Raw genomic sequence first — 21,505 nt, forward strand, 5'->3', positions numbered from 1 at the left:
ACGCGCTCGCGGCCGCGGTGCACCCATCCCGTCACGGAGGCGCGCGCCTCGTCCACGCCGCCGGCCGCGGTCTCGCGCAGGCCGCCGGCCAGTCCGCGCAGCGCGCGCTGCGTCTCGCGCCCGGAGCGCGGCGCGAGCACCAGGGCAATCCCGGCGCCCACCATCATCCCCAGCACGAACGTGCCGGCGCCCCCGCCGCGCTCTTCAATGACGATCTGCGGCAGGGTGGGCTCGGTACGCATTCTGTATCCTGAAGGAAGTCGGGTCAGTGAAGGCTGAGCGCCTCCGTGGGGGAGGCCCCTGCCTGCAGCACGTCGCGAAAGCGGCGCAGGTCCAGCGGCTTCTGAAAGAAGAAGTCGGCCTCGCGCCGCAGGATGCTTTCCGCCTCTTCACCCCCGCACCCCGCGGTGATGATGATGACGGTGATGCCGCGTGCGGCGGCCGAGCGGATGGCGCGCACCACCTGCAGCCCGTCGATGTCGGGGAGGTAGAAGTCGCACACCACCGTGTCGGGGTGAAAGTCGGAAAGCCGCTCCAGCCCCTTCCGGCCGTCCTCGGCCGTGCACACGGTGTAGCCCTCCTCGTCCAGGAGGCTCTTGAGCGCCTCGCGCGCGCCAGTCTCGTCTTCAATGACGAGTATGCGTTGTGCCGCCATCTCCTGCAACCTCCAGTGCGGCGTCCCCCGGCGAGACGCGGGCCCTTCCGTTTCTTCCGCAACCGGAAAGGGCAATCGGCATGCCACCCGAAGGAGAGCCGAAACGAGCGCCGCGCACCCGGGTGGATGCGCGGCGATGTTCATGCTCTGCGCAGAGTTGCGGCGAGTCGGCCGAAAAGCGGCGGAACGTGTGTCGGCCCGCCTTCGCCCCGTCCACCGGGCAGGTCAGCGGCGCCGGCGTCCTCCCATCAGGGCACCCAGCAGGCCGCGGGCAAGGGTGCTGGCGAACGACTTTGCGGTGGGGGAGCGAAGGATCTGCTCCAGCGCGCTCTTTTCCGCCTTGGGCTTCCGTCGCGCCGCCGGTTCGTCCTCCGCGCTCCGCGACGGGCGCGTGGACGGCCGGGCAGGCGCCTTCTCCGCCTCCTGCTCCGCGTCCGCCATGCGCGCCTCCAGCAGTTCGCGCGCACTCTCGCGGTCCACCGCCTGCGCGTACCGCCGTACCTGCGCGGAGCCACCCAGGTGCGCGCGCAGCTCGTCCGCGGTCAGCGGGCCCATGCGCGAGGCCGGCGGCACCATCCGCGTGGCAAAGGGCGGCGTGGGCACGCCCGTCGTCGAAAGCGTGGTTACGAACGCCTCGCCGATGCCCAGCGAGGTCAGCGTCTCCTGCACGTCGTAGTGCGGGGTCTTGGGATACGTGCGCGCGGCGGAGCGCAGCGCCTTTTCGTCGTCCGGGGTAAAGGCGCGCAGGGCGTGCTGCACGCGGTGGCCCAGCTGCCCCAGCACCTCCGCCGGCACGTCGCGCGGGTTCTGGGTGATGAAGAACACGCCCACTCCCTTGGAGCGGATCAGGCGGACCACCTGCTGCACCTGCTCCATCAGCGCCGGCCCCGCGTTGTCGAACAGCAGGTGCGCCTCGTCAAAGAAAAAGACGAGCTTCGGCTTGTCCACGTCGCCCACCTCGGGGAGCGTGTGGTACAGCGTGGCCAGCATCCACAGCAGAAAGGTGCTGAACAGCGCCGGCCGGTCCTGCACGTCCTGCAACTCCAGCACGCTCACGATGCCGCGGCCGTCCGGCGCGGTGCGCAGCAGGTCGTCCACGTCGAACTCCGGCTCGCCGAAGAGCAGATCGGCGTCCTGCTGCTCCAGCTCCACCAGCTCGCGCAGCAGCACCCCGACGGTCTGTTTCGACATCCCGCCGTACGCCTTGAGCTCGTCCGCGCCGTCGCCGGACAGGTACTGCAGCGCGGCGCGCAGGTCGGAAAGGTCCAGCAGCAGCAATCCCTTGTCGTCGCAGTACTTGAAGACGAGGGTGAGCACGCTGGTCTGCGTGGCGTTCAGCCCCAGCACGCGCGCCAGCAGCAGCGGGCCAAAGGAGGAGAGGGTGGCCCGCATCTGCGCGCCCAGGGCGCCGCTCAGGCTCAGGTACTCCACCGGCATGGCGGCGGGCTTCCACGCGTACCCGGTTTCCGCCGCGCGGGTGTTCACGCGCTCGCTGGCCTCGCCCGCCGCGCCGATGCCGCTCAGGTCGCCCTTGACGTCGGACAGAAAGACGGGGACGCCGGCCGCGGAAAGCTGTTCGGCGATGAGCTGCAGCGTCTTGGTCTTTCCCGTACCCGTGGCCCCGGCAATGAGGCCGTGGCGGTTCATGAGCGAGAGCGGGAGGGTGATGACGGGCTCGGGGGCGCAGCTGCCCTCGTGCACCACGGCGCCGAGGGTGATGGCGCCGGACTGCGAAAAGGCCGCGCGCGCGGCGGCGAGAACGTCGGGGTTCATCAGCGAGTGGAGCGGGAGCCTGGGGTGGACGAGGACGCCGCCGTGCGTGGCGGCGTCCGGTGCGGACCGTGGGTGCGACTCAGCCGCCGAACAGGCCGCCGAGCTTGCCGGCCACGTCGCCCAGCCCGCCCGCGCCGCCCGCCGCGCCGCCACCCTCCACCATGCGCTTGAGGTTGCCGCCGATGGGGGCGGGAAGCCGCCCGTCCAGGAACTCGATGGCGGCGTGGGCGGCCTGCTGGGCCTGCGCGGGCGGCAGGCCGGTGCGCTGGGCGATCTGCTGGACCATTTCGTCGATCATGGACATGGAGCCGTCTCCGCGTGTGAGGTAGCGAGCGAGCCTTTCGGGGCAACCTCACGCGGAACAGTGCCCGGCGCAAGGTTTGGCGGGGCGGAGAGGAACGGCAACCGCGTCTCTCACGGAGGTCACGGAGGAGGCACGGAGGTCACGGAAGGTCAACCCGAGCCGGGTTCGGAGAGGGCAGGATCCAATCTCGTCCGTTCCAGGACGGCGGCCACCTGCTCCCGTGCAACGCCGGGAATGCCCGCGAGAAAGTCCTCGATCGTATCCCCCGCTCGCAGGTGGGCAAACAGGCTCGCCACCGGTACACGCGTCCCGCTGAATACGGTGTTCCGCTCATGATCCCGGGGTCCCGGGTGATGAAAGAACTGCGTTCCATTCTCCACCTCGCTTCTTTCTGCGTCTCTGCCGGATGCCCTGCTGTTGCCGTACCGTGCTCTCCGTGGACCTCCGTGTACTCCGTGAGAGACGCGGCAAATGACAGAGCCGCGCACCGAACTCTCCGGTGCGCGGCTCTGAATCCCTCGAAAACAACGAAAGTGCTCAGGCGGGAACGGCCTCCGCGGCCACGGCCTGGTTCAGGCGGTTGCGCAGTTCGTCCTCGTCGATGCCCAGCAGCGTGGCCGCCTTGTGGTGGTCGCCCTCGGTGAACGAGAACGTCTTGAGCACCAGCGTGCGCTCCGCCTGCTGCAGCGACGTGCCCACCGGCAGCCGCACCTCGCGGTCCTCCGACGAGATCAGCTCGTGCGCCCGCAGGTCGCCCAGCGTCACCTGCTCGCCGCGCGCAAAGATGGCCGCGCGCTCCACCGCGTTCTTGAGCTCGCGCACGTTGCCCGGCCAGCGGTACGCGTTGATGAACTCCAGCGTTTCCGGCGCGAACGACTTGAGCGTCTTCTTGCCGTTTTCTTCCGCGAACCGGCGCAGAAAGCTCTCGGCCAGCAGCCGCACGTCGCCGCGGCGCTCGCGCAGCGGCGGGAGCGTGAGGGGAATCACCGCCAGGCGGTGGTACAGGTCCTCGCGCAGCTTGCCGTCTTCGATGGCCTTGCTGATGTGCTTGTTGGTGGCGGAAACCACGCGGATGTCCACGCTGATCTCCTTTTTGCCGCCCAGCCGCCGGAACGACCGCTGCTCCAGCGCGCGCAGGAACTTGACCTGGATGTCGGGCTCCATTTCCGCGACTTCGTCCAGGAACAGCGTGCCCCCGTCCGCCAGCTCAAAGCACCCCTGCTTTTCGTTGATGGCGCCGGTAAAGGCACCCTTCTCGTGGCCGAACAGTTCGTTCTCCAGGATTTCCCGGGGGAACGCGGCGCAGTTGATGGCCACGAAGGGGCCCTTGGCGCGGTTGCTCTTTTCGTGGATGGCGCGCGCCACGAGCTCCTTGCCGGTGCCGCTCTCGCCCACGATGAGGATGCTGGCGCTGGTGGGCGCCGCCGCCTCGATGGTGGAGTAGATGGACCGCATCTCGTCGGACTGGCCGATCATGTCCACGAAGCGCGTCAGGTTGGCCAGCCGCTCCTCGAGCTGCTTGTTGGCCTGCTTGACCTGGAATTTCTCCAGCGCCTTGGGGATCAGCTCGCGCAGGCGGTCGATCTTGAGCGGCTTTTCCAGGTAGTCGTACGCGCCCTCGCGCATGGCTTCCTTGGCCGACTCCACCGAGCCTTCGCCGGTGATGATGATCATCTCCGACGCGATGCCGGCCTTGCGCATGCGCGAAAACAGCTCGAGCCCGTCTACCTGGGGCATGCGCAGGTCGGCCAGCACCACGCCGTAGGCGTTGGCCTGCACCAGCTTCCACGCGGTGTTGCCCTCGGTGGCGGTATCGACCTCGTAGCCCTCGTCGGCAAGGAGCATCTGCAGCCCCTCGGCGATGTGGCGCTCGTCGTCTGCGACGAGGATCTTTTCAGGCATGCCCGTGATTCGTCGGGATGGAGTCTCTGGAATCGAACGTTTCAAGATACCGGCCGGGCGAGGGAAAGGTCAACCGCATGCCATCAAAGCACGTACAGTAAGCTCAGATGCGTCCGCCGGGAAGGGTGAAGCTCCGTTCGGCGGCATCCACCTCCACGCGCCCCCCCACCGATTCGGCGAGGGCGGCGGCCACGGAGGTGCGTTCCCCGGCGCTTTCGGCGGCGGGGCCCTGGATCAGGAGCACCGACCGGCCCGTTTCGCCGCGCACGCTCACGTGCAGGGTTTCGCCCGGCGGCAGTGCATCCAGCGCATCCAGCACCAGGTTCAGCACGATCTGGCGCGCCGGCTGGCGGCCCACCGTGACTCGGGACATGGTGCCCGCCGTATGATACTCCACCCGCGCCTCGCGGTGCCGTGCCTCCAGCTGCACCAGCTCCATCACCTCTTCCACCAGCTCGCTCAGCGTGGTCTCCTCGCTCCCCCGGTCCGGGCGCGAAAGGCGCAGCAGCAGGTCGATCCGCCGGCTCACGCGGTCCAGTTCCTCGCCCAGCACGCCGGCGTAGCGCTGCACCTCGTCGCCCCCTTCAAGGCGGCTGAGGCGCCGCTTGAGCACTTCCAGGTTGATGACCATGGAGTGCAGCGGGTTCTTGATCTCGTGCGCGAGGGCGTCGGCGAGCCGCTCCAGCAGTTCGAGCTTGTTGGCCCGGACGGCGAGGGGGTCGGCTACGGCAAGGCCGGGCGGTTCGGTGCGGATGTCGCTCACGTTGTGCTGGGGGTTGCGTCGGCCGCGGCGGAGCCGGGATGCAGGCTGCGCCGCGCCCTCCCTGGACGCGGGCCGGCGCACCCGGAACCCGGGCGCGGCGGTCGTCGTCCGGCGCGGGTTAGCAGGTTTCGTTCCCGGCGCCGGGGCGACGACGCGGCGGGAATGGGGCGCACCCGCCCCACTCCCGCCGCGTTGCGGAACGGAAGATCACCCGCCCGGCTGCCGCGTGCCGCTCCCGAATCCACCGCCCTGGCGTCCCTTGCCGCTGTACGGCTGGTCGTACCGTCCGCGCAGGGTCCGCCCGTATCCGCTGTCGTAGCCGCCCGCCGCGCCGCGGAAGCCCGTGTCGTAGCCGCCCGCCTCCGATCCGCCGGACACGCCGCCGTACCCCAAGCCGCCGCGGGGCAGAGGCTGAAAGACGGTGTCGTATCCGCCGCGCATCCCGGCGTGGTATCCGCCGCCCGGCCCGCCGCGGAATCCGCCGTCGTAGCCGCCGGACGGTCCGCCGAAGCCGCGATCATACGCGCCACGCATTCCGTTGCCAGCGAACGAGCGTCGCGCCCCGCTCGCCCGCCCCGCCTGACCGCGGGGACGGCGGAAGCCCCGCTCGTGGTGCTCGCGGTCGTGCAGCGGACCCGGGTCCAGCGAGCGCGGCCCGGTGTTCACGGAGTAGCCGCCGGATCCGCCCTGGTAGTCCTGCCGGTAGCCGCCCACCCACGGCCGCTCGCCGTCCCACTCTCCGCCCGCGCGGTATCCCCCGTCGTAGCCGTGGGTGCCGCCGCGCATGCGGTACTCCCATCCGTCGTGCGGGCCGTATCCCCTGTCGTAGGGCATGGCTGCTCCTCGTGTTGATGGTTGATGGACAGCGTTTTGGCGTCTGCGTTACAGCTCCACCTGCGTGAGCCGCGCGCGGACGGTGAACGGGCCGTCGGGGCGCACGCCGCTCAGCGTCACCTGCGTTCCGGGCTGCCGCTCGCGCAGCGCCCGGCGCAAGTCCCCACCGCTTTCGATGGGCGTGTTGTCCAGCCGGGTGATGATGTCGCCGCGGCGAAGCCCGGCCTGCGCGGCGGGCGATCCGGCCACCACCTGCTGCAGGATGATGCCGCGCTGCACGGGAATGCCGAACTGCCGCGCCATCTCCGGCTCCACGTCGCCGTACGAGATGCCCAGGAAGGTGCGGCGGATGCGCCCCGTGGTGAGCAGCTGGTTGGCCAGGTCGGAGGCCAGGTTGATGGGGACGGCGAAGTTGAGGCCCACGGCGGCCACGTCCGCGCCGCCGCGCAGCACCAGCGTGTTGATGCCGATCACCCGTCCGCGCGAGTCCAGCAGCGGGCCGCCGCTGTTGCCCGGGTTCACCGCCGCGTCCGTCTGGATCAGTTCATCCAGCCCCACGCCCCCGGGGCTGCGCCGCAGCGCGCTCACGATGCCGCGCGTCACGGTGCGCTCCAGCGCCAGCGGGTTGCCGATGGCGATGGCCGTCTGCCCCACGTTCAGCTCGTCGGAGTTGCCGAGCGGCGCGGTGGGCAGGTTGCGGCCTTCCACGTCCACGATGGCGATGTCCACGCCGGGGTCGCGCCCCAGCACGCGCCCGGTGAGCACCTGCCCGTTCGCCAGCCCGATCTCCACCTGCTGTCGGTTGCCGACCACGTGGGCGTTGGTGATGATGACGCCATCCGGGCGGATGATGACGCCGCTCCCCGACCCGCCCGGCTGCGTGACGCTCACCACCGCGGGCGACACCTGCCGCGCCGCGGCGATGATCAGCCCTTCCTCGCCCAGCTGCGCCGACTGCGCGTGGGCGAAGGGAACGGCCGGTCCTTTTGCCGCCACCGTCGCGCCCGCGCCGACTCCCACGCCCACGGCCAGCGCCGCGGCGATCGACCGCATTCCCTTCATCTGCCCCACCCCTTCCCGGGTTGCCCGTCCGTCGCGAACCGGGCGGCGTTCGTCCGCACCCCCCGTGCCCGGTCCGAGGCAGAGCGGACCTGCCACACCCGTCGCGCGTCACCCGCGCGCAACCGCCTCCGCGATCTCCCGCGCCGCACGGCGGCCGGACTGCAGCGCGCCTTCCACCGTGCTGTTCAATCCGCCCGTGCACGTGGCCTCGCCCGCAAAGAACAGCGTGCCGCGCACGGGGCGGCCCAGCGCCTCCTGCGCGGCGAGCGCGCCCGCGGGCACGTAGCTGTACGCGCCGCGGGCGAGCGGGTCCGCCGTCCAGTCGTGCACGTGCGCGGATTCGAGTTCATCCTCCACGCGCTGCCGGTCCATGCCCAGCCAGTCCGCCAGGTCGTCCAGCGCGGCGCGAACGGGGTCGCCGCCGGCGATCAGGCGCTCCGCCGCGGTGGCGCCGGCCCAGGCGACAATGGTGGGAACGTGGATGGGCGACTCCGTCCACCAGACCAGAAACGGGCCGCCGGGCTGCAGGAACTTCACTTCGTCCGCCTCGCCGACGCCGTTCAGCCCATCCCACAGGAACGAGCGGAAGCGGAAGGTGATCTTGACGACGTGGGCCACGCCCAGGGCCCTCGCCGCGCGCAGCGTTTCCTCCGGCTCGGGGGAGAAGGCCAGCGCGCCCGGCTGGTCCGCGGAGGCCTGCAGCACGCCGAGAGGAACGGTGACGAGGACGGCGCGGGCGCGGAGCGGCGGCATTTCCGTTCCCGCCACGGACCGGGCGTGCACCGTCACCTCGCCGGGTGCCCACTCGATGCGGTGAACGACGGTGTTCAGGCGGATGGCGCCGCGCTCGTCCAGCCCCACCCGCAGCGCGTCGGCCACCAGGCCGAACCCGCCGAGGGGCTGGTAGCGCACCTCGCCGCCGCCGCCCGCCTCGTCCTGCTCCGCCAGCGCGAGCCACTGCACGCCCACACGGTCGATGGGCGCGGCGTGAAAGCCTTCCACGTAGCGCACCGCGAGGTCGCGCGTGCCGGCGTCGATGCCGGGGCAGCGGCGGTCCAGGAAGTCGCGAAAGGTCTCGTCCGCTCCCGGCGGCGGGTCCAGCCGCGCCATCACCTCCCCCACCGCGCCGAAGTCGCTGGGCTCGGCGCGGCCCTGGTGCACGCGCCAGAAGCCGCCGGTGCTGCGGTACGCCGCTCCGCCCGCCGCGCGCAGGAGGTCCCACGCCTCGCCGGGGACGTCCACGAACGACGCGCCGAGTTCCACCGGCAGCGGATGGACGCCGTCGCGCAACGTGTGCACGCGCCCGCCCACGCGGTCCCGCGCCTCCAGCACGCGCACGCGCAGCCCGGCCGCGCACAGGTCGCGCGCCGCCGCCAGCCCCGCCACGCCCGCCCCGACCACCACCACGTCCAGCCGCTCGTCGTCGCTCATTTGTCTCCGCTCCCGGGTGCCGCGGGGGCGCGCAAAACCCGTACTCTCGTCCGCGAAGAGGGAACCGGGAAATTCATCCCTGGGGACCTCGGACCCCTCTGGGAAAAGGCAGCCAGGCCAATTTCAGGCGCGGGAACGCAAAGAGCCGCGCACCGAAGTCTCCGGTGCGCGGCTCGTGCTCGCCGACGGTCGATGGGGCCGTCAGAGGCCCGGATGTTCGCGTTTCATCAGCGCGCGAAAGTCCAGCCTGGCGGCGGTGTCGCCGATGAATTCCATGCTCACCATCTCCCATCCATCCCCGCCCAGCTCGTTCAGGTGCTTCACGATCGCATCGCGGTCCACGATGTTGAAGAACCCGGCCTGCAGGTCATCGGAGGTGACGATGCGGTACTCCCACTTTTTCATGGCTGCCGTCCCGTCGCGGGGAATAAATCAGGGCACCGGCTCGATGCGGAGTTCCTTGTCCGTCTGCGTGTCCAGAATGTGCAGCGCGTCCAGCAGGCGGACGCGCAGCGTGCCCGGCCCGATGCTTCCGGACGCGGCCATCTCGCCCGCGAGCCCAAAGAAGGCGAGCGCGTATGCCGTGGCGTGAAGCGGATTGCTTTCCACGGCCAGGAACGCGCCGGTGACGCCGGTGAGCGCGCATCCCAGAGCCGTCACCCGCGTCATCATGGGATCGCCGTGGTGGATGGCGAGCGTGCGCACCCCGTCCGTCACGTGGTCCACCGCCCCGGTGACGGCGACCACGCATCCCAGCGAGCGGGCCAGCTGGGATGCGGCTTCGCGCGCCTCTTCCGGCGTTCGCGTGCTGTCCACCCCCTTGGTGCCGCCCACCTCGCCCGCCAGCGTCATGATCTCCGACGCGTTGCCGCGGATCACCGTGGGTCGGCGGCGCGCGAGGTCGCCGGCCACGCCGGTGCGGTAGGGCGTGGCGCCCGCGCCCACGGGGTCCAGCACCCACGGGGTGCCACGCGCCGCGGCGCTCGCGATGGCCAGTTCCATCCCCTCCACCCACGGCGGCGACAGCGTGCCGATGTTGATGGTGAGCGCGGCGCTGATGGCGGCAAAGTCGGCCGCCTCCTCGCGCGCGTGCACCATGGCCGGCGACGCGCCGATGGCGAGCAGCGCGTTTGCCGCCACGTCCATCGCCACGTAGTTGGTGATGCAGTGCACCAGCGGCGCCTGCTCGCGAAGGCGGCGGAGGGCGTCCCAGCCGCGGCTGGCGTCAAAGGCGGTCTGAATCACGAGAGGGGTCCCGGGTGGAGAGCGGCGCCGGCGCGCGGACCGGCGATGGCGGAAAGCGGATGGCAGATCACGCCTCGTCCTCGCCGCCGTACGAACAGCCGGAGGTGCAGGTCTCGCGCACGACCACTCGGCTCAGAAGCGGAAGCCGGGGATGCAGCCGCGACCAGATCCACCGGGCGAGAACTTCGCTCGTGGGGTTCTCCAGCCCTTCGATGTCGTTCAGGTAGTTGTGGTCCAACTGGTCGTACAGGGGACGGAACGCCGCCTTGAGGTCGGCGAAGTCCATCACCCACCCCAGCGCGGGGTCCAACGGCCCCTGCACGCGGATTTCCACGCGGTACGAATGCCCGTGCAGCCGGGCGCACTTGTGCTCCGGCGGCAGGTTGGGCAGACGGTGCGCCGCCTCGAACCCGAACTCCTTGAAGATCTCCACCCGCTTCTCCCCGTATGCTGAATCCATTGCAGCCGGGGAGTTTAGGGGAAACGGGAGGGGAAGGGAAGTCCGGGGAGGAGGGAAGAAAGTGTTCAGGTTCAAGTGCCCAGGATCAAGTGCCCGGGATCAGGTTCGGCGCTGCGCGGGAACATGCGATGCGGCGGCGGTGGTGGCCCGGACGGGCCGGGGTGCCGTACTATGGCCGGTCCTTCTCAACACGTGACCGATCTGCCGATGAACCGGAACCAGGCCCACACCGCCTTCGCGATCGCGCTCGTTTTCCTTTTCGCCGCGTGCGCGGGCGGCCCGCGCTCCCCCGCCGCGCCCGCGCCGATGAACGCCCTGCGTGCGTCGGCGGACGAGACGGGGATTCCCGTGCTCACCTGGCACGGGTTCGCGGATACGCTCAGCGCGCGCGGCGGGAATCTGACGTCGACGTACGCGGCGTTCGAAGAGATGCTCGGGTTCCTGCGCGACAACGGCTTCCGCTCCGTCTTTCCGGAAGAGGTGCGGCCCGGGGATGATCGGCGCCGGCTCGTGGTGCTGACGTTTGACGACGGGCCGCGCGACCACCTGCGCGCGGCGGCCCTCCTGGATCGCTTCGGCTTTCGCGGCATCTTCTTCGTCATCCCCAACCGCATCGCGGAGGGCGGGCCTCGGCACCTGTCGGCGGACGAGGTGCGGCGGCTCGCGGCCGGCGGCCACCGCGTGTCGGCGCACGGCTTTGAGCACCGCAGTCTCGGCAGTTCCGTCCGCGAACTGGCGGGAACGGTGGCGCGCTCATGCGAGATCATCGCTGCGCAGACGGATGCAGCCGCCGCGGCAGCGGATTTCGCCTTTCCCTTTGGACACTACACGCCGGAGGTGGCGGAGGCGGTGCGCGGGCGGTTCCGCTTCCTGCACACGGTTGATCCGGGATACTGGGACGGCCGCTCCACGCTCGTGCCGCGCTTTCTGGTGATGAACGACATCGATCCCGCGTTCTTTCGGGAGTACGTGCTGGGCGGCGCGGGAAACCTGCCCGTGTGGGAGCCGCTGTTCGCGAGCGGGAGCACGGGGGATACGCTCGCTTTCCTGTCGCACGGGACGCCGCTCCCGTCGAATGCTGAACTGCTGGCCATCTCGCCCGACGCGCAGGGCCGCAGCTACGCAAGCCATCCGCTTGGCGACAACGCGCGGATGCGCGGCGACACGGTGATCGTGGACATGGCCGGGCACCTGAGGCGCTGGTTCCCGCCGGAGCGTGTGGCCGTGAGTTACGCGCTGATCACGCGCCAGGGCGGCCGCATCCGCTACCTCACTCCCGGCCTGCTGCACTGGGTGCGCGACCCCTCGCAGCCTGCGCCCTGATCCGCTTCTGCACTTCTCTCATAGGGACAATTCGCCGCACGGCGTTCTGCCGGGACACGATCTGCCGCCTCATCGTTTCGGCCCGGCAGACCATGCCACGCCTGTGGCGCAGAAGGGCCGGCGGGCAACACCGGAAGGCCAGCTCGGGACCGAAGCGTCTGGTGGCGGCTTTTGAAAGTTGACGGAGTGAACGGGGCGCGGATACCTTTCGGGCCGTACCGCAGGACCGTCTTTCGCCTCCTTCTCCGGAGCCGCCGTGCTCGCACGAGTTCTGTCCGGCGCAGTGCTCGGCATAGATGCCTACCTGGTCACCGTAGAGGCGGACGTGGCCAGCGGACTGCCCGCGTTCAACACCGTCGGCCTGCCTCAGGGCGCGGTCAAGGAAGGCCGCGAGCGCGTCATCGCCGCCGTGCAGAACAGCGGCTACCTCGTGCCGCCCAAGCGCATCACCATCAACCTGGCGCCGGCATACGCGACGACAGCATAAGTGGTGCTGGCATTCAGGGGCCTCAAGGTTGAAGACAGTTTGCTGAATGGAAGTGGCTGAGTGCTACTTCTCACCACTAATACCCCGCGTTCGACGTATCGTCATACGGCGCAGGTATCGATCAGTGCGCGGGGCCTTCTTGTGCGACGGGCGGGAGCCGAATGGAATTCTAGATTGGCGCCAGTTCAGTCACCAACTCGTTGGGAATCGTCACCGTGCCTGTCTGTCCATCGACCGTAAACAAGACCCACCAGTCACCCTCACCCGTCTCCGGGCACTGTAGCTCGATGACTCCGTCGTCTGTGATCACAGTCACGACAGCCCCGCAGCCCGCAAGCATTGAGCTACCCGGCGCGAATTTGTGCACCGAGAACCGGTACAGGCGCTGCTCCAACCGGTGTACGACGATCTGCTCGGGACCGAAGCCTGTTTGTATGTCTTCTGCGTAGGTAGCCCAGGGAAACGCGTCCCGGGCTCCCCGCTCGCAGTACGTGACCCCCCGATCAAGTGACGATCCACTCACGTCAAGCCGGAGGTCGAGGTCCTGCGGCTCAATGCGCCAGGAGAGCGTCACCGCAAACGGCGCCGCAACTACCGGTATCACGGAATCGCTCTGCCGACCCCCCTCTAACTGGTACCGGCGCTCAACGGTCTCCCTCACCAGCTTACGAAAATCGTCCACAAGGCCCGGTGCACCGGGCCGCAGGCCTCCCAGAACGTGTACCCGCCCCCGGAGTTCCGGGTCTACCACTCGGTCGGCGATTTCCGCCCTTGCTGGACCGTAGTTCACCAGGACGACCTGTGCTCCCGGACGTCCCCGGGCGTAGTCGTCCAGGGCCGCTGCAAAGCTCTTTGGTGCTGCGCGAAGGTACTGCTTGCATTCAACCACCAGCACGGCGGAGCGGACGGCTGTGACCGGATCTGTGAGCAGCGTATAGTCCGGCTGGATCGCGTTCGTCCGGCCGTGCCCTTTGGGATTCTCCAACGGCGACCGCACTTCGGCCATCACATGCAGGTGTGGAGTGAGGTCGTCGCAGGTGGCCAGGTGCGTGCCCGAGAATGAATAGACCAGGACGCCGTTGTCATGGTGCACGCGGACCCCGTAATCCTCGAGGGCGCCGACGATCAACGTTGAAACCCACGCCGAGTACAGTTCATAGCGCCGCTCCCACATCGGAAGGCTCAGGAAGTCTTCAAGGGCGCGAAGAAGAGTCTGGTGCGCTACGGTCGTCTTTGGGACGCGTTCGAAGACGCTGGCCAACTCGCCCGCCAATTCGGCGGCATAGCTCGCCCGCTCACCTGCGGGAAGCGTCCGCATCAGTTCTGCATGGGCGTAGCCGCCGATGACAAATGATCCCGGCCAATAATCGCTCTCCAGAAGCCAGAGCGTATTTCGCGGCAGGTCAGAAGCCAAGCGCCCACCAGTCAGTGCCTCTTGATCGAACCTGCGGGACATCACTATGGAATGATCCTGCCCCAGCGCCTTGATCGCCGTGAATACATCGGTCCACACGTTCCACGCACGCGCGAGAATGGGATCGAGTTCGGCGAACCCGGTCCGGGGTGCTGCGGGCAGCGACGGGGGCCACACGCCAGCCATGTACGTGTCCATCCAGTCGCGTACCGACGCGTCACTGACGATGTCCCGGTACCCACTGAGCGCGTTGAAGTCCGCGCGGAGTACTCCGTTCAGCGCCCAAAGAGTGTCGTGGCCCCACAACTCGGTCTGCAGGAGGCGAGTGACTTCCCGCCAGCGCTCGATCCAGTGCCGGAAGTGCTCCAGATTGAAATTGAGCGCAGGGCGTTCCTTGGAGAAGTCGAACTCCACCTCAAGGTTGTGATCGCCTTGAGTGGCCCCCGCTCGCTGGAACGTCACGAGCAAGTCACTCATCATGTCGACGAATGGCTGAGCCGAGCGGAAGAACGCGAAAATAAAGTCCTCCACGCTGACCGTGCCGCCAGCCAGCAGGTCAGCGAGGGGTTCATCTCCGGGCGTGTTGAGTTCCTTCCGGATTTCGTTCTCGAGTTCTTGGTCGTAGTGGGTCAGATTGGTCCCGCCACGCGTCCGGACGAATTCCCAAACCTCACTCGCGGTCATCAGTAGCTGCACGTCCGTCACATTGTCACCGTGGGCTGAATGAGAGTTCATCATGTAAGGCATCAAAGCGGGCAATCTGTTCCCTGAGATCAGACCTTGGACGCCGGGAATGGAAAGCCGTCTGGCGGAGGAAGATTCTTGTTTACCCACCCGCGTACGGCGGCGTCACTCAACGCGTAGCCCCAGTTGATCAACCTCTCCTGAGTCACGCGGTCCATGGCCTTGAGACGCGTGTCCAGCTCGGCAAGCTCGGTGGTACGCTCAATCGGGCACGGCAGCGTCTTGGGCGCCGGGTAGTCGCGGATGTCGCCGCGGGTCCGCCAATAGGCTCCCTTCCGGTCGCCCGCGACCAGAGAGTCCACTACCTGCCGCTTGCGGAGGCTGCGCACCTGGTTGTCGATGATCCCGTTTACGCGGAGCGCATGGCGCGCCCAGTCCGAATGCGGCTGCGCCTCGGGCGCCATCTGCCCGCCACCATCGCTCACGAGCACCGTCTCGTACCGCTTCCAGACTGTCTCCAGCCCCAGGTTGTCGTACACCCCGCCATCAGTCAGGTAGATGTCCGTGGTGTACGGCTCCTCGTGAAGGTCTTCCGTGGCCCCGGGGCTTTTCTGGACCAGTCCCGGCGGGAGTTCCATGCGAGCGGGAGAGAGCACGGGCGGGAAGGCCGACGACGCGGTAACCGCAAGGGCGAGAGACACGTCAGGATTCGCAACCATCCCGACCCGGTAATCGGCCATGAACTTGCGCGAAAAACGCCACAGGACGCCGCTCTGGACGTTGGTCGCGTTGATCACGAAGCGGGGGCCTTCTCCGTCCGCCGGCAGATCCTGCAGCGTTGCCTCGCCGAACAGGTGCTTGCGGTACGCGCGTTCCACCAGTTCGCTGATGCTGACGCCGGGCAACACGGCGCCGCCTCCGACGGACCAGCCATCCACCGTGTGGCGTGCGAGTCGTTGGATCGGTTCGATCACCTGCTCCGTGAGGTCGGACGCTACTGTGCGACCCTCTACCTGTAGCCACCTCAAAGAGCGCCAGTGTAATCCGAGCATCGCCGCGGTGAGTGAGCCGCCGGAGACGCTGGAGATACGCTTTAGTTCGTGAAGAATACCCAGTTCGTTCAATCTCCAGATCACCCCGGCATGGAACAGCATCGCACGATATCCGCCACCGGACAGGCATAAACCGATGCCCGGCTCGGGCTTGTGTTCGCCGCCCGGAACCATCGCCGGGGAGCGGCTTTCGGCCGATGTGTTTGCAAACTCACTCATGATTGTCTCCTGTGGACGATTGAGATTGTGGCTGGCTTAGCTATCGAGGTAACAGTCGATCCAGAGGTCATCCCCCGGCGTTCGGCGCTCCCACTGATTGTGTTGCTCTTGGCTGAGTCCGTACTTCGCCGCTTCGTTGAACGGCAGCCGTCCGTGATCTGCACGAAGGATTCGGCCGCGGGTTCGCTCCTTGAGACGCTCGTATAGCGAACAGAAAGGCATTTTCCACTTCCGCTTTTTCGCCATCCCCTCATCGACAGGGATCAGCGCCACCAGATTGGGGCTGTTCATCTTCTCCAGTCCCTGTGCGCGCATTGTGGCGTTGTGGCTGGCATGGTGCCCGACTTTGTACAGGACAGTGCGCTCGAGCAGATCGTCGATGGTGACCTTCCCGCCGCCGTCAGGTTCGCTCGGCCTTACAGGCCAGGCGAGCGAAGACCATGAAAGCCAGTTGCCGACTTGGGCATCCGCTGGGAACAGAAGCACGGGGCCGCCCTCACCCAGTTCGAACGCGAGCGCGAGTGAGGTGTTGTTTGTGTCGCTGTCGAGCGCGAGAGCCAGATCCGCCGCTGCGCCCAGCCAGTCACCGTCGATCCGCCGCCAGCCGGGTCGCCGTACTCGGTCGGCCTGTATAGGGATCTCTGGTGTAGGCTGTTCCTCACCTGTTGACGGGTTTGCCTGCGGCACCGGGTCAAATCCGTACCTGTCTTGGAAGAAGAAAAACGGAACCCCGTCTGCGCTAGGGACGGCGTAGGAATGTGCCGCCTTTGGATCCAGGCGGTACTTGCGGTCGAACGGGAAGGCGAGCTCAGCGGCCTCGGGATCGAGTTGGACGCCAGCCGCTTGGGATTCCGTTCCCAATGCAACTGCTGCGAAGAACGTGTCCGTCAACGAGAGAGCGGGCTGAAGATCGTAGACCTCGCGACCGCGCCTCGTCGGGTCGCTCTTCTTGATCATCACGCGGTCTTCCGGCGGGCCCAGCACGTACACACGCACATCGTTCGTACCTGGCAACGCAAAGACGGGTTCACCCGGCCGCCGATAGATCACTCGCGCATCGCTTCGCGTGGATAGCGCACTCAGGGCGTCCTCTGTGGTACCGTCACCCCCTTGGGCCCCGAAAAAGCCAAGGAGTGTGTCGATTGTCGTCGCTGTGTCCCCCATGCCGTGGATGCCTCGCATGCGGATCGCGGCCGAGCGCAGGTGTGCTATCTTCCGGCTGCGGTCCCGGCGTAGCTCACTCGCCAAGGGGTGGCCGGGATTCTCCGTCCACGCCAGCCAGACCTCGCCGACTTCGACGAGTTCATCGAATTCTTTCCGCGCCTGCACGAAGCCTGAGAGGTGATCCCAGTGCTGGTGCGTCCCAACTAGAACGTCTATGCGGCCCTTCGTTTTGCCGTCTGCCGAGCCACCCGTTTCAAGGGCAATGCTGCGTGCCACCCTCTGCATCTTTTGCGGCGCATCCTCAGTTCCGAGAAGCACGCCGCAATCGATCAGGACGGAGAACGTGCCGCCACCTTCGGCAGGAAACGACAGCAGGAAACAATCGCCCAGCCCCTGCCGGTACATGCGTACCCGCACTCCGTCCATCGCTCTAGTCATTGCTCAAGGCTCCGCTTGGTGCGTTGCGTGAAGGAGGGCAAACGGCTCGATATCGTCCTGCACGCTCCCGAAGTAGGTCATGCGCAGGCCGGGCGACTCGCCCCCGGACCGGTACGTCCGCTGGCGGCGGAGGCGATTCTCGCTGTCGATGCGTTTGACGACGGCGTAACGCAGTTGCTGTGATTCCAGGTCCAGGATAAGGGTGCAGCCGCCGCGGAACGTAAACCCGGGGATCTCCGAATTGCCGTCCATGTCGCTTGTGGACTCGTACCACGCCGAGGATGGCTGTGCCTCTGGGTCGAGTGGCACCTTCCGGCTTTGCGTGATGCAAATGATGACTTCGGAGAGCAGATCGCCGTCCGGGCCAACGCGCACGGCCGGGCGGATGGAGTGCACCTCGAAGCGGGGGCCGCGCGCACCGGGGCGCAGGCCCTGAGGGGGATTCCGCGTCGAGAGGAACAGACCTGTGAGTCGTGCGAATGCTTCCCGCTCACCTGCGTATAGTTTTGCGTTGATGCGCCGATTGAGGAGCATGCCGTAGTGCTCCATCGTCCAGAAGATCCGTTCACGCTCAGAGAGGGTGCTCCAAGCCGGTGATTGGTTCCCACCCATGCCTGCCCACCAATCGGGCTCCTGGTTTTCCGCTGTGATGTAGGTATTTCTCTGTACGAAGTCGCGCAACACTTCACACAGTGGCTCCAGATCGCATTTTACCTCTTCCGCCTGGGCACTCCAGCGGAGTGTATCTTCAGACAGTGTGCGCAGGTCGCGGGGGTAGATACCCCGACGCCGGAACGCCTCGATAAACGCCAGCCTGTAGCCGCGGTCATCGTCGCGCACCAGTTCGTAGTCGGCAGTCACCAGTGCTCGCAGGTAGTCGCCGAACGTGATGTCTACGGGTGGGCAGTAGTCCAAGGCGCGGATGCACATGTTGAGCACGTGCCGCGCGGCTTTCGCGGCCTCGGACGCGAGACGGTTCACCAGATCGGGGTGAAGTGAGCCAGACCCCAGCACTCCCGTCCCACCCGTGGCGATCCTGAACAGATCCGAGACCCGGGACCCGTATATTGAGAGGAAGGCATCGAAGACGGCAGCCACCAGGATCGCACCCCGGGCATGGGGCTCCCGCACATTCAGGTAGTCATCCGGATTCGGTCGCTGTGGCTCCCAGCGACCGGTCTCGGAGTCTACTTGGCCGAGAGCATCGCGAAGCGCTCCATGACTGCCGATCGCCTGCCCAAACTGATGCGCGAGTTGGCCAAGCAAGCTCTGGCTGGCCAAGTCGCCGCGCGTACGGCCAATCTGCTGACGCAGCACTTCTGGAAAGGTGAAGTGCTGGAAGAGGGCGACGATGTCAGCGAACGCTTCATGGAACGCGAGACCGTCGGGGTGGGTGTCTTCAACGAAGCGGCGATGCATGCCGTCGAGCAACGCGTGTGTGACCTCGTGCGCGACTACGTCGTGTGACAGTGCGGTGAAAACGATCCCGCCTGGATAGTGACTCCCGGGCGCGTTCTCCGACGCGGGGAAGTAGCCGAAGAGCAACGCTTTCTTCTGTGGGCTGTAGTAGGCGTTAGCCTGCCGCATCGCATGCGGGTAGAGCCGGAGCCGCGGCACGTACTCGTAACCCCAGCCAGACTGCGCATTGCACTTGATGCACCCGTCCATGCTTGTTGCCGGCCGGAAGAACTGATACGTCCGGGCTGCTGCCGCGGCTTTACCTGCTGGAGACTTCTTGCCGTCCTTCGCATCCGTCTGTGGGGCGGCTTCGGTCTCCGCGGGCGCGATGCTGTCTTCTGTCGTCCAACCGGGACGAATTACGCGCGGCGACCACAGAGCTTTCCGGCCCAGGGCACGTTCGAAGTTCGCGATGGTAATCATCGCGACCGCATAGACCATCTGCTGGTGGAACTGAGGGTTCCCTTCCGAAGGTGAGAGACCGTCCTGTGCCAGGAGGCCCGGGCTGTTGAGATCCACTGGGGCGTAGAAACAGCCGCTAGCTGGGTCGAAGTCGACCACTTCCAGGTACTCACCTACGGGCCCTACACCCAGATCTTCCTCCCAGCGGACCTTGAAGACCACCTCGTTCAGCACGGCGGTTTCCAGCTTCGTTGAGAAACTGGGGTCGAAGGCGTAGCCCCGCAGTTTGCGGTATGGTGGACCGAAGGAAGCGTTTGCCATAGTAAGTTGTGGAGCAGCGAGAAGTGAACAGCATACGTTCCGGCGACTCTGGGAAGCGGCAGTGCGCTTCAGACGGATGCATCCTTCTGTCTCACACGTAGAAGAATTGGCGCATAGTGAAGCCACGGGTCAGGTCTTGTCAATGTTCTTCAATGATCAGCCCAGCGCCCCAGGTTGTGTTCTGTGCCTGTCACGTTTGCAGGCTGTATTCAACCGTGGTACACTTCGGTGTTGATGGCGGGGGATGACTTGGAGTTCGGGGGGGGTGCCCAGCAAACCAGTCTCAGTTACTCAACAATAGGGCTGACCTCGCCGGCTTGGGTGAGGTTCTCGGTCAGTTCTGTTCTGCTGACCAAGCTCTGTTTCAATCAGGGTCACTGTGCGCGCCCAGCCGCTGGATTTCAGCTACCAAGCTCAACCTTGCGGTTGACAGGGTCACAGTCATCAACTGCTGTCGGCTGCTCACCGAGGTCAGGATTCCACTGAACACCAAGTGCGCCAAGGTTCGTTCGGTCAACCGCTCGGCCGAACCCCTACGTGAAAAAGGCACGTGTACCGCCAAGTATCTCCGTACGGGCTCATAGAGCAAAGCTACAATGGCTTCGACGGCTCCGTCGTCGCCGTGTTTCGCCGCCGCCAAGTGACAAGCCAACTCGTCCTTGTGGTGGTGGTAAGATCTCATGATATGACGGAAGCCGTGTCTAGCCCTGATCGGGGTCGATTGTGCTTGGCGAGGGGGTATAGGATCGTCCCATCCAAACCGAAGTCGGACTTATGCGGCACCTGAAGCGCCATCAGCAGGAACTCCTGGCTGAACTCGTACGTTGCGGGGGCATGGAGTCTGTCGACGTTGACGGTCGCACACTGCGACCTCTCCTCGCGGCAGGGTACGCTCTCACTCGCGGGTCTCGTATCCTCGCCAGCGACCAGGGCCGGGTGCTTATTGATCAGCAAGGAAAAACTAACGCGGGCCGCTCGTTCGGGGTGCGGCTGAACGGAAAGCAAGAGGACCTGCTCCGGACGGTTGCACGTCGGGGCCGGAATGTCTGTGCGGACGAACTCGACGGTCGTGTTGTGGGCGCGCTCGCGTCGCGAGGACTGATCGCACGAAGAGACCGGTACGTCACGGTCACGGATGCAGGCCGGAGCTACTTGCGCGCGCCGCATGGAACGTCAGCGAAGCGCCAAGCACCGACCCCGGAGAATGGCCGTGTGGCCGTGATCATGCGTGCGCTGGCTCTTCTCGAGCGATCACTCCCGACAGATGCGGAAGTGCTGGTCGGAAACATTCTGGCCGGTGCTGACGACGTGGTGGACGGCTTCCGGAAGTACGCCAGGGGGCTGAGCCGGCCGAAGAAGAAGGGTGAGTGAGGCGTCGGGCGCGGTCGTCCAGGCCGAGCTGCATCGCGCCAGCCTGCGCGCAACGATAAGGAATGGCCGCCCGATCAGGTCGGCGGGTCCGTCCATGGGAGCCCGTTCCCTCCAGGCTCGCTTCTGCTGACGTGCCAAACCTCTGCCCGGTCAGTGTCAGTCCGGGCTCCCCGGGATGCATTCGGCGTCCAGCCAGCATGTTGAGCCCCGCGGCTACAGGGCCCGGACCCGGCTATGCATCCACATTCACGCGTTGCCCGCGCTCGCCCCGATGCTCAGACGAGCGGTCGAATTTGTACGATAAATCGCCGGTGAAATCATTTTTTACGGCACTTTCGATCAGAACGCCGTAGTAAATCGGCGCGAGGCCGTAGAGCAACGCAGTGTATCCGGGATGTTTCTTCCCGTGCTTCCGGCACCTCGTAATCGCTATTGCGAGCAGCCAGCGCCGTTGTGACTGCACCTGAATCAACTGCCACGTCCGAAACCAACGGCGAGCGGTGTCTGACTCGGGCCTGAGTTTGCTGGACCCGTCTGGTCAACGCGCGCCCCGTCCCGCTTTGACGGCCCGTGTTCGGCTGACCTTTTGAATCGCGCGCCGCGCGGCGAGTGTTGGTTCGGCGATCTCTTTCAAGCCTGCGTCAGCCGCCTCGCGCCCCGATTCATACAGGGGAACATCAGAGGTGAAGTCTCCGTCTTCCGGGATTAGCCGGTCCTCAAGCACAGCCAGCCTGTAGGCGAGC

19 protein-coding genes and 3 pseudogenes are annotated in these 21,505 nt (G+C 66.8%); 3 read left to right on the forward strand and 19 right to left on the reverse strand.

What is annotated here, in order from left to right:
- The 13 genes and pseudogenes from VF665_RS14380 to queD form a co-directional block, all read right to left on the reverse strand.
- Positions 1–242 (reverse strand): annotated as a pseudogene (locus VF665_RS14380) (YtxH domain-containing protein); the annotation flags it as partial.
- Positions 243–265: 23 nt separating this feature from the next.
- The gene (locus VF665_RS14385; RefSeq protein WP_331054129.1) at positions 266–655 is read right to left on the reverse strand and encodes a response regulator; all 390 of its coding nucleotides are present in this window, start codon (positions 653–655) and stop codon (positions 266–268) included.
- Positions 656–880: 225 nt separating this feature from the next.
- Positions 881–2,428 (reverse strand): helicase HerA-like domain-containing protein, encoded by a 1,548-nt coding sequence (locus VF665_RS14390; RefSeq protein ID WP_331054130.1) that lies wholly within the window; start codon positions 2,426–2,428, stop codon positions 881–883.
- A 79-nt stretch (positions 2,429–2,507) separates the two neighbouring features.
- Positions 2,508–2,732 (reverse strand): hypothetical protein, encoded by a 225-nt coding sequence (locus VF665_RS14395; RefSeq protein ID WP_331054131.1) that lies wholly within the window; start codon positions 2,730–2,732, stop codon positions 2,508–2,510.
- Positions 2,733–2,881: 149 nt separating this feature from the next.
- Entirely contained in the window at positions 2,882–3,220 is a 339-nt protein-coding gene (locus VF665_RS25910) for a DUF433 domain-containing protein (RefSeq protein ID WP_349263136.1), read from the reverse strand.
- A gap of 49 nt (positions 3,221–3,269) precedes the next feature.
- On the reverse strand, positions 3,270–4,634 hold the full coding sequence (locus VF665_RS14400) for a sigma-54 dependent transcriptional regulator (RefSeq protein WP_331054132.1): 1,365 nt from the start codon (positions 4,632–4,634) through the stop codon (positions 3,270–3,272).
- 103 nt (positions 4,635–4,737) lie between these two features.
- Positions 4,738–5,397, reverse strand: coding sequence for a histidine kinase dimerization/phospho-acceptor domain-containing protein (locus tag VF665_RS14405; RefSeq protein WP_331054133.1), 660 nt, complete (start codon positions 5,395–5,397; stop codon positions 4,738–4,740).
- 207 nt (positions 5,398–5,604) lie between these two features.
- Positions 5,605–6,231 (reverse strand): hypothetical protein, encoded by a 627-nt coding sequence (locus VF665_RS14410; RefSeq protein ID WP_331054134.1) that lies wholly within the window; start codon positions 6,229–6,231, stop codon positions 5,605–5,607.
- Between the two features lie 48 nt (positions 6,232–6,279).
- On the reverse strand, positions 6,280–7,284 hold the full coding sequence (locus VF665_RS14415) for a S1C family serine protease (protein ID WP_331054135.1): 1,005 nt from the start codon (positions 7,282–7,284) through the stop codon (positions 6,280–6,282).
- A gap of 117 nt (positions 7,285–7,401) precedes the next feature.
- Entirely contained in the window at positions 7,402–8,724 is a 1,323-nt protein-coding gene (locus VF665_RS14420) for an NAD(P)/FAD-dependent oxidoreductase (RefSeq protein WP_331054136.1), read from the reverse strand.
- Between the two features lie 201 nt (positions 8,725–8,925).
- On the reverse strand, positions 8,926–9,129 hold the full coding sequence (locus tag VF665_RS14425; protein ID WP_331054137.1) for a DUF4177 domain-containing protein: 204 nt from the start codon (positions 9,127–9,129) through the stop codon (positions 8,926–8,928).
- A 27-nt stretch (positions 9,130–9,156) separates the two neighbouring features.
- The gene (thiM, locus tag VF665_RS14430; RefSeq protein WP_349263137.1) at positions 9,157–9,966 is read right to left on the reverse strand and encodes a hydroxyethylthiazole kinase; all 810 of its coding nucleotides are present in this window, start codon (positions 9,964–9,966) and stop codon (positions 9,157–9,159) included.
- A gap of 70 nt (positions 9,967–10,036) precedes the next feature.
- Positions 10,037–10,402: a 6-carboxytetrahydropterin synthase QueD gene (gene queD, locus VF665_RS14435; protein ID WP_349263138.1), complete on the reverse strand. Its 366-nt coding sequence runs from the start codon at positions 10,400–10,402 to the stop codon at positions 10,037–10,039.
- Between the two features lie 234 nt (positions 10,403–10,636).
- On the opposite strand from queD, the gene VF665_RS14440 reads away from it, so the two are divergent.
- Both VF665_RS14440 and VF665_RS14445 read left to right on the forward strand, forming a co-directional pair.
- Entirely contained in the window at positions 10,637–11,752 is a 1,116-nt protein-coding gene (locus VF665_RS14440) for a polysaccharide deacetylase family protein (RefSeq protein WP_331054140.1), read from the forward strand.
- A gap of 256 nt (positions 11,753–12,008) precedes the next feature.
- Positions 12,009–12,221: pseudogene (locus VF665_RS14445) on the forward strand (magnesium chelatase domain-containing protein); the annotation flags it as partial.
- A 187-nt stretch (positions 12,222–12,408) separates the two neighbouring features.
- Here VF665_RS14445 and VF665_RS14450 read toward each other — a convergent pair.
- The 4 genes from VF665_RS14450 to VF665_RS14465 all read right to left on the reverse strand — a co-directional run bounded on the left by VF665_RS14450 (position 12,409) and on the right by VF665_RS14465 (position 19,304).
- Positions 12,409–14,358, reverse strand: a complete 1,950-nt coding sequence (locus VF665_RS14450) for a hypothetical protein (protein WP_331054142.1) — start codon at positions 14,356–14,358, stop codon at positions 12,409–12,411.
- Positions 14,359–14,426: 68 nt separating this feature from the next.
- A complete protein-coding gene (locus VF665_RS14455) occupies positions 14,427–15,608 on the reverse strand; it encodes a patatin-like phospholipase family protein (protein ID WP_331054143.1) in 1,182 nt (393 codons plus the stop codon).
- Positions 15,609–15,644: 36 nt separating this feature from the next.
- On the reverse strand, positions 15,645–17,177 hold the full coding sequence (locus VF665_RS14460) for an MBL fold metallo-hydrolase (RefSeq protein ID WP_331054144.1): 1,533 nt from the start codon (positions 17,175–17,177) through the stop codon (positions 15,645–15,647).
- 36 nt (positions 17,178–17,213) lie between these two features.
- Entirely contained in the window at positions 17,214–19,304 is a 2,091-nt protein-coding gene (locus tag VF665_RS14465; RefSeq protein WP_331054145.1) for a hypothetical protein, read from the reverse strand.
- A gap of 1,023 nt (positions 19,305–20,327) precedes the next feature.
- On the opposite strand from VF665_RS14465, the gene VF665_RS14470 reads away from it, so the two are divergent.
- On the forward strand, positions 20,328–20,762 hold the full coding sequence (locus VF665_RS14470; protein WP_331054146.1) for a hypothetical protein: 435 nt from the start codon (positions 20,328–20,330) through the stop codon (positions 20,760–20,762).
- A gap of 232 nt (positions 20,763–20,994) precedes the next feature.
- Here VF665_RS14470 and VF665_RS14475 read toward each other — a convergent pair whose 3' ends face one another.
- Both VF665_RS14475 and VF665_RS14480 read right to left on the reverse strand, forming a co-directional pair.
- Positions 20,995–21,234: a hypothetical protein gene (locus VF665_RS14475; RefSeq protein ID WP_331054147.1), complete on the reverse strand. Its 240-nt coding sequence runs from the start codon at positions 21,232–21,234 to the stop codon at positions 20,995–20,997.
- A 66-nt stretch (positions 21,235–21,300) separates the two neighbouring features.
- A pseudogene (locus VF665_RS14480) lies at positions 21,301–21,505 on the reverse strand (hypothetical protein); the annotation flags it as partial.

This window comes from Longimicrobium sp. (genome assembly GCF_036387355.1).
Taxonomy (GTDB): Bacteria; Gemmatimonadota; Gemmatimonadetes; order Longimicrobiales; family Longimicrobiaceae; genus Longimicrobium.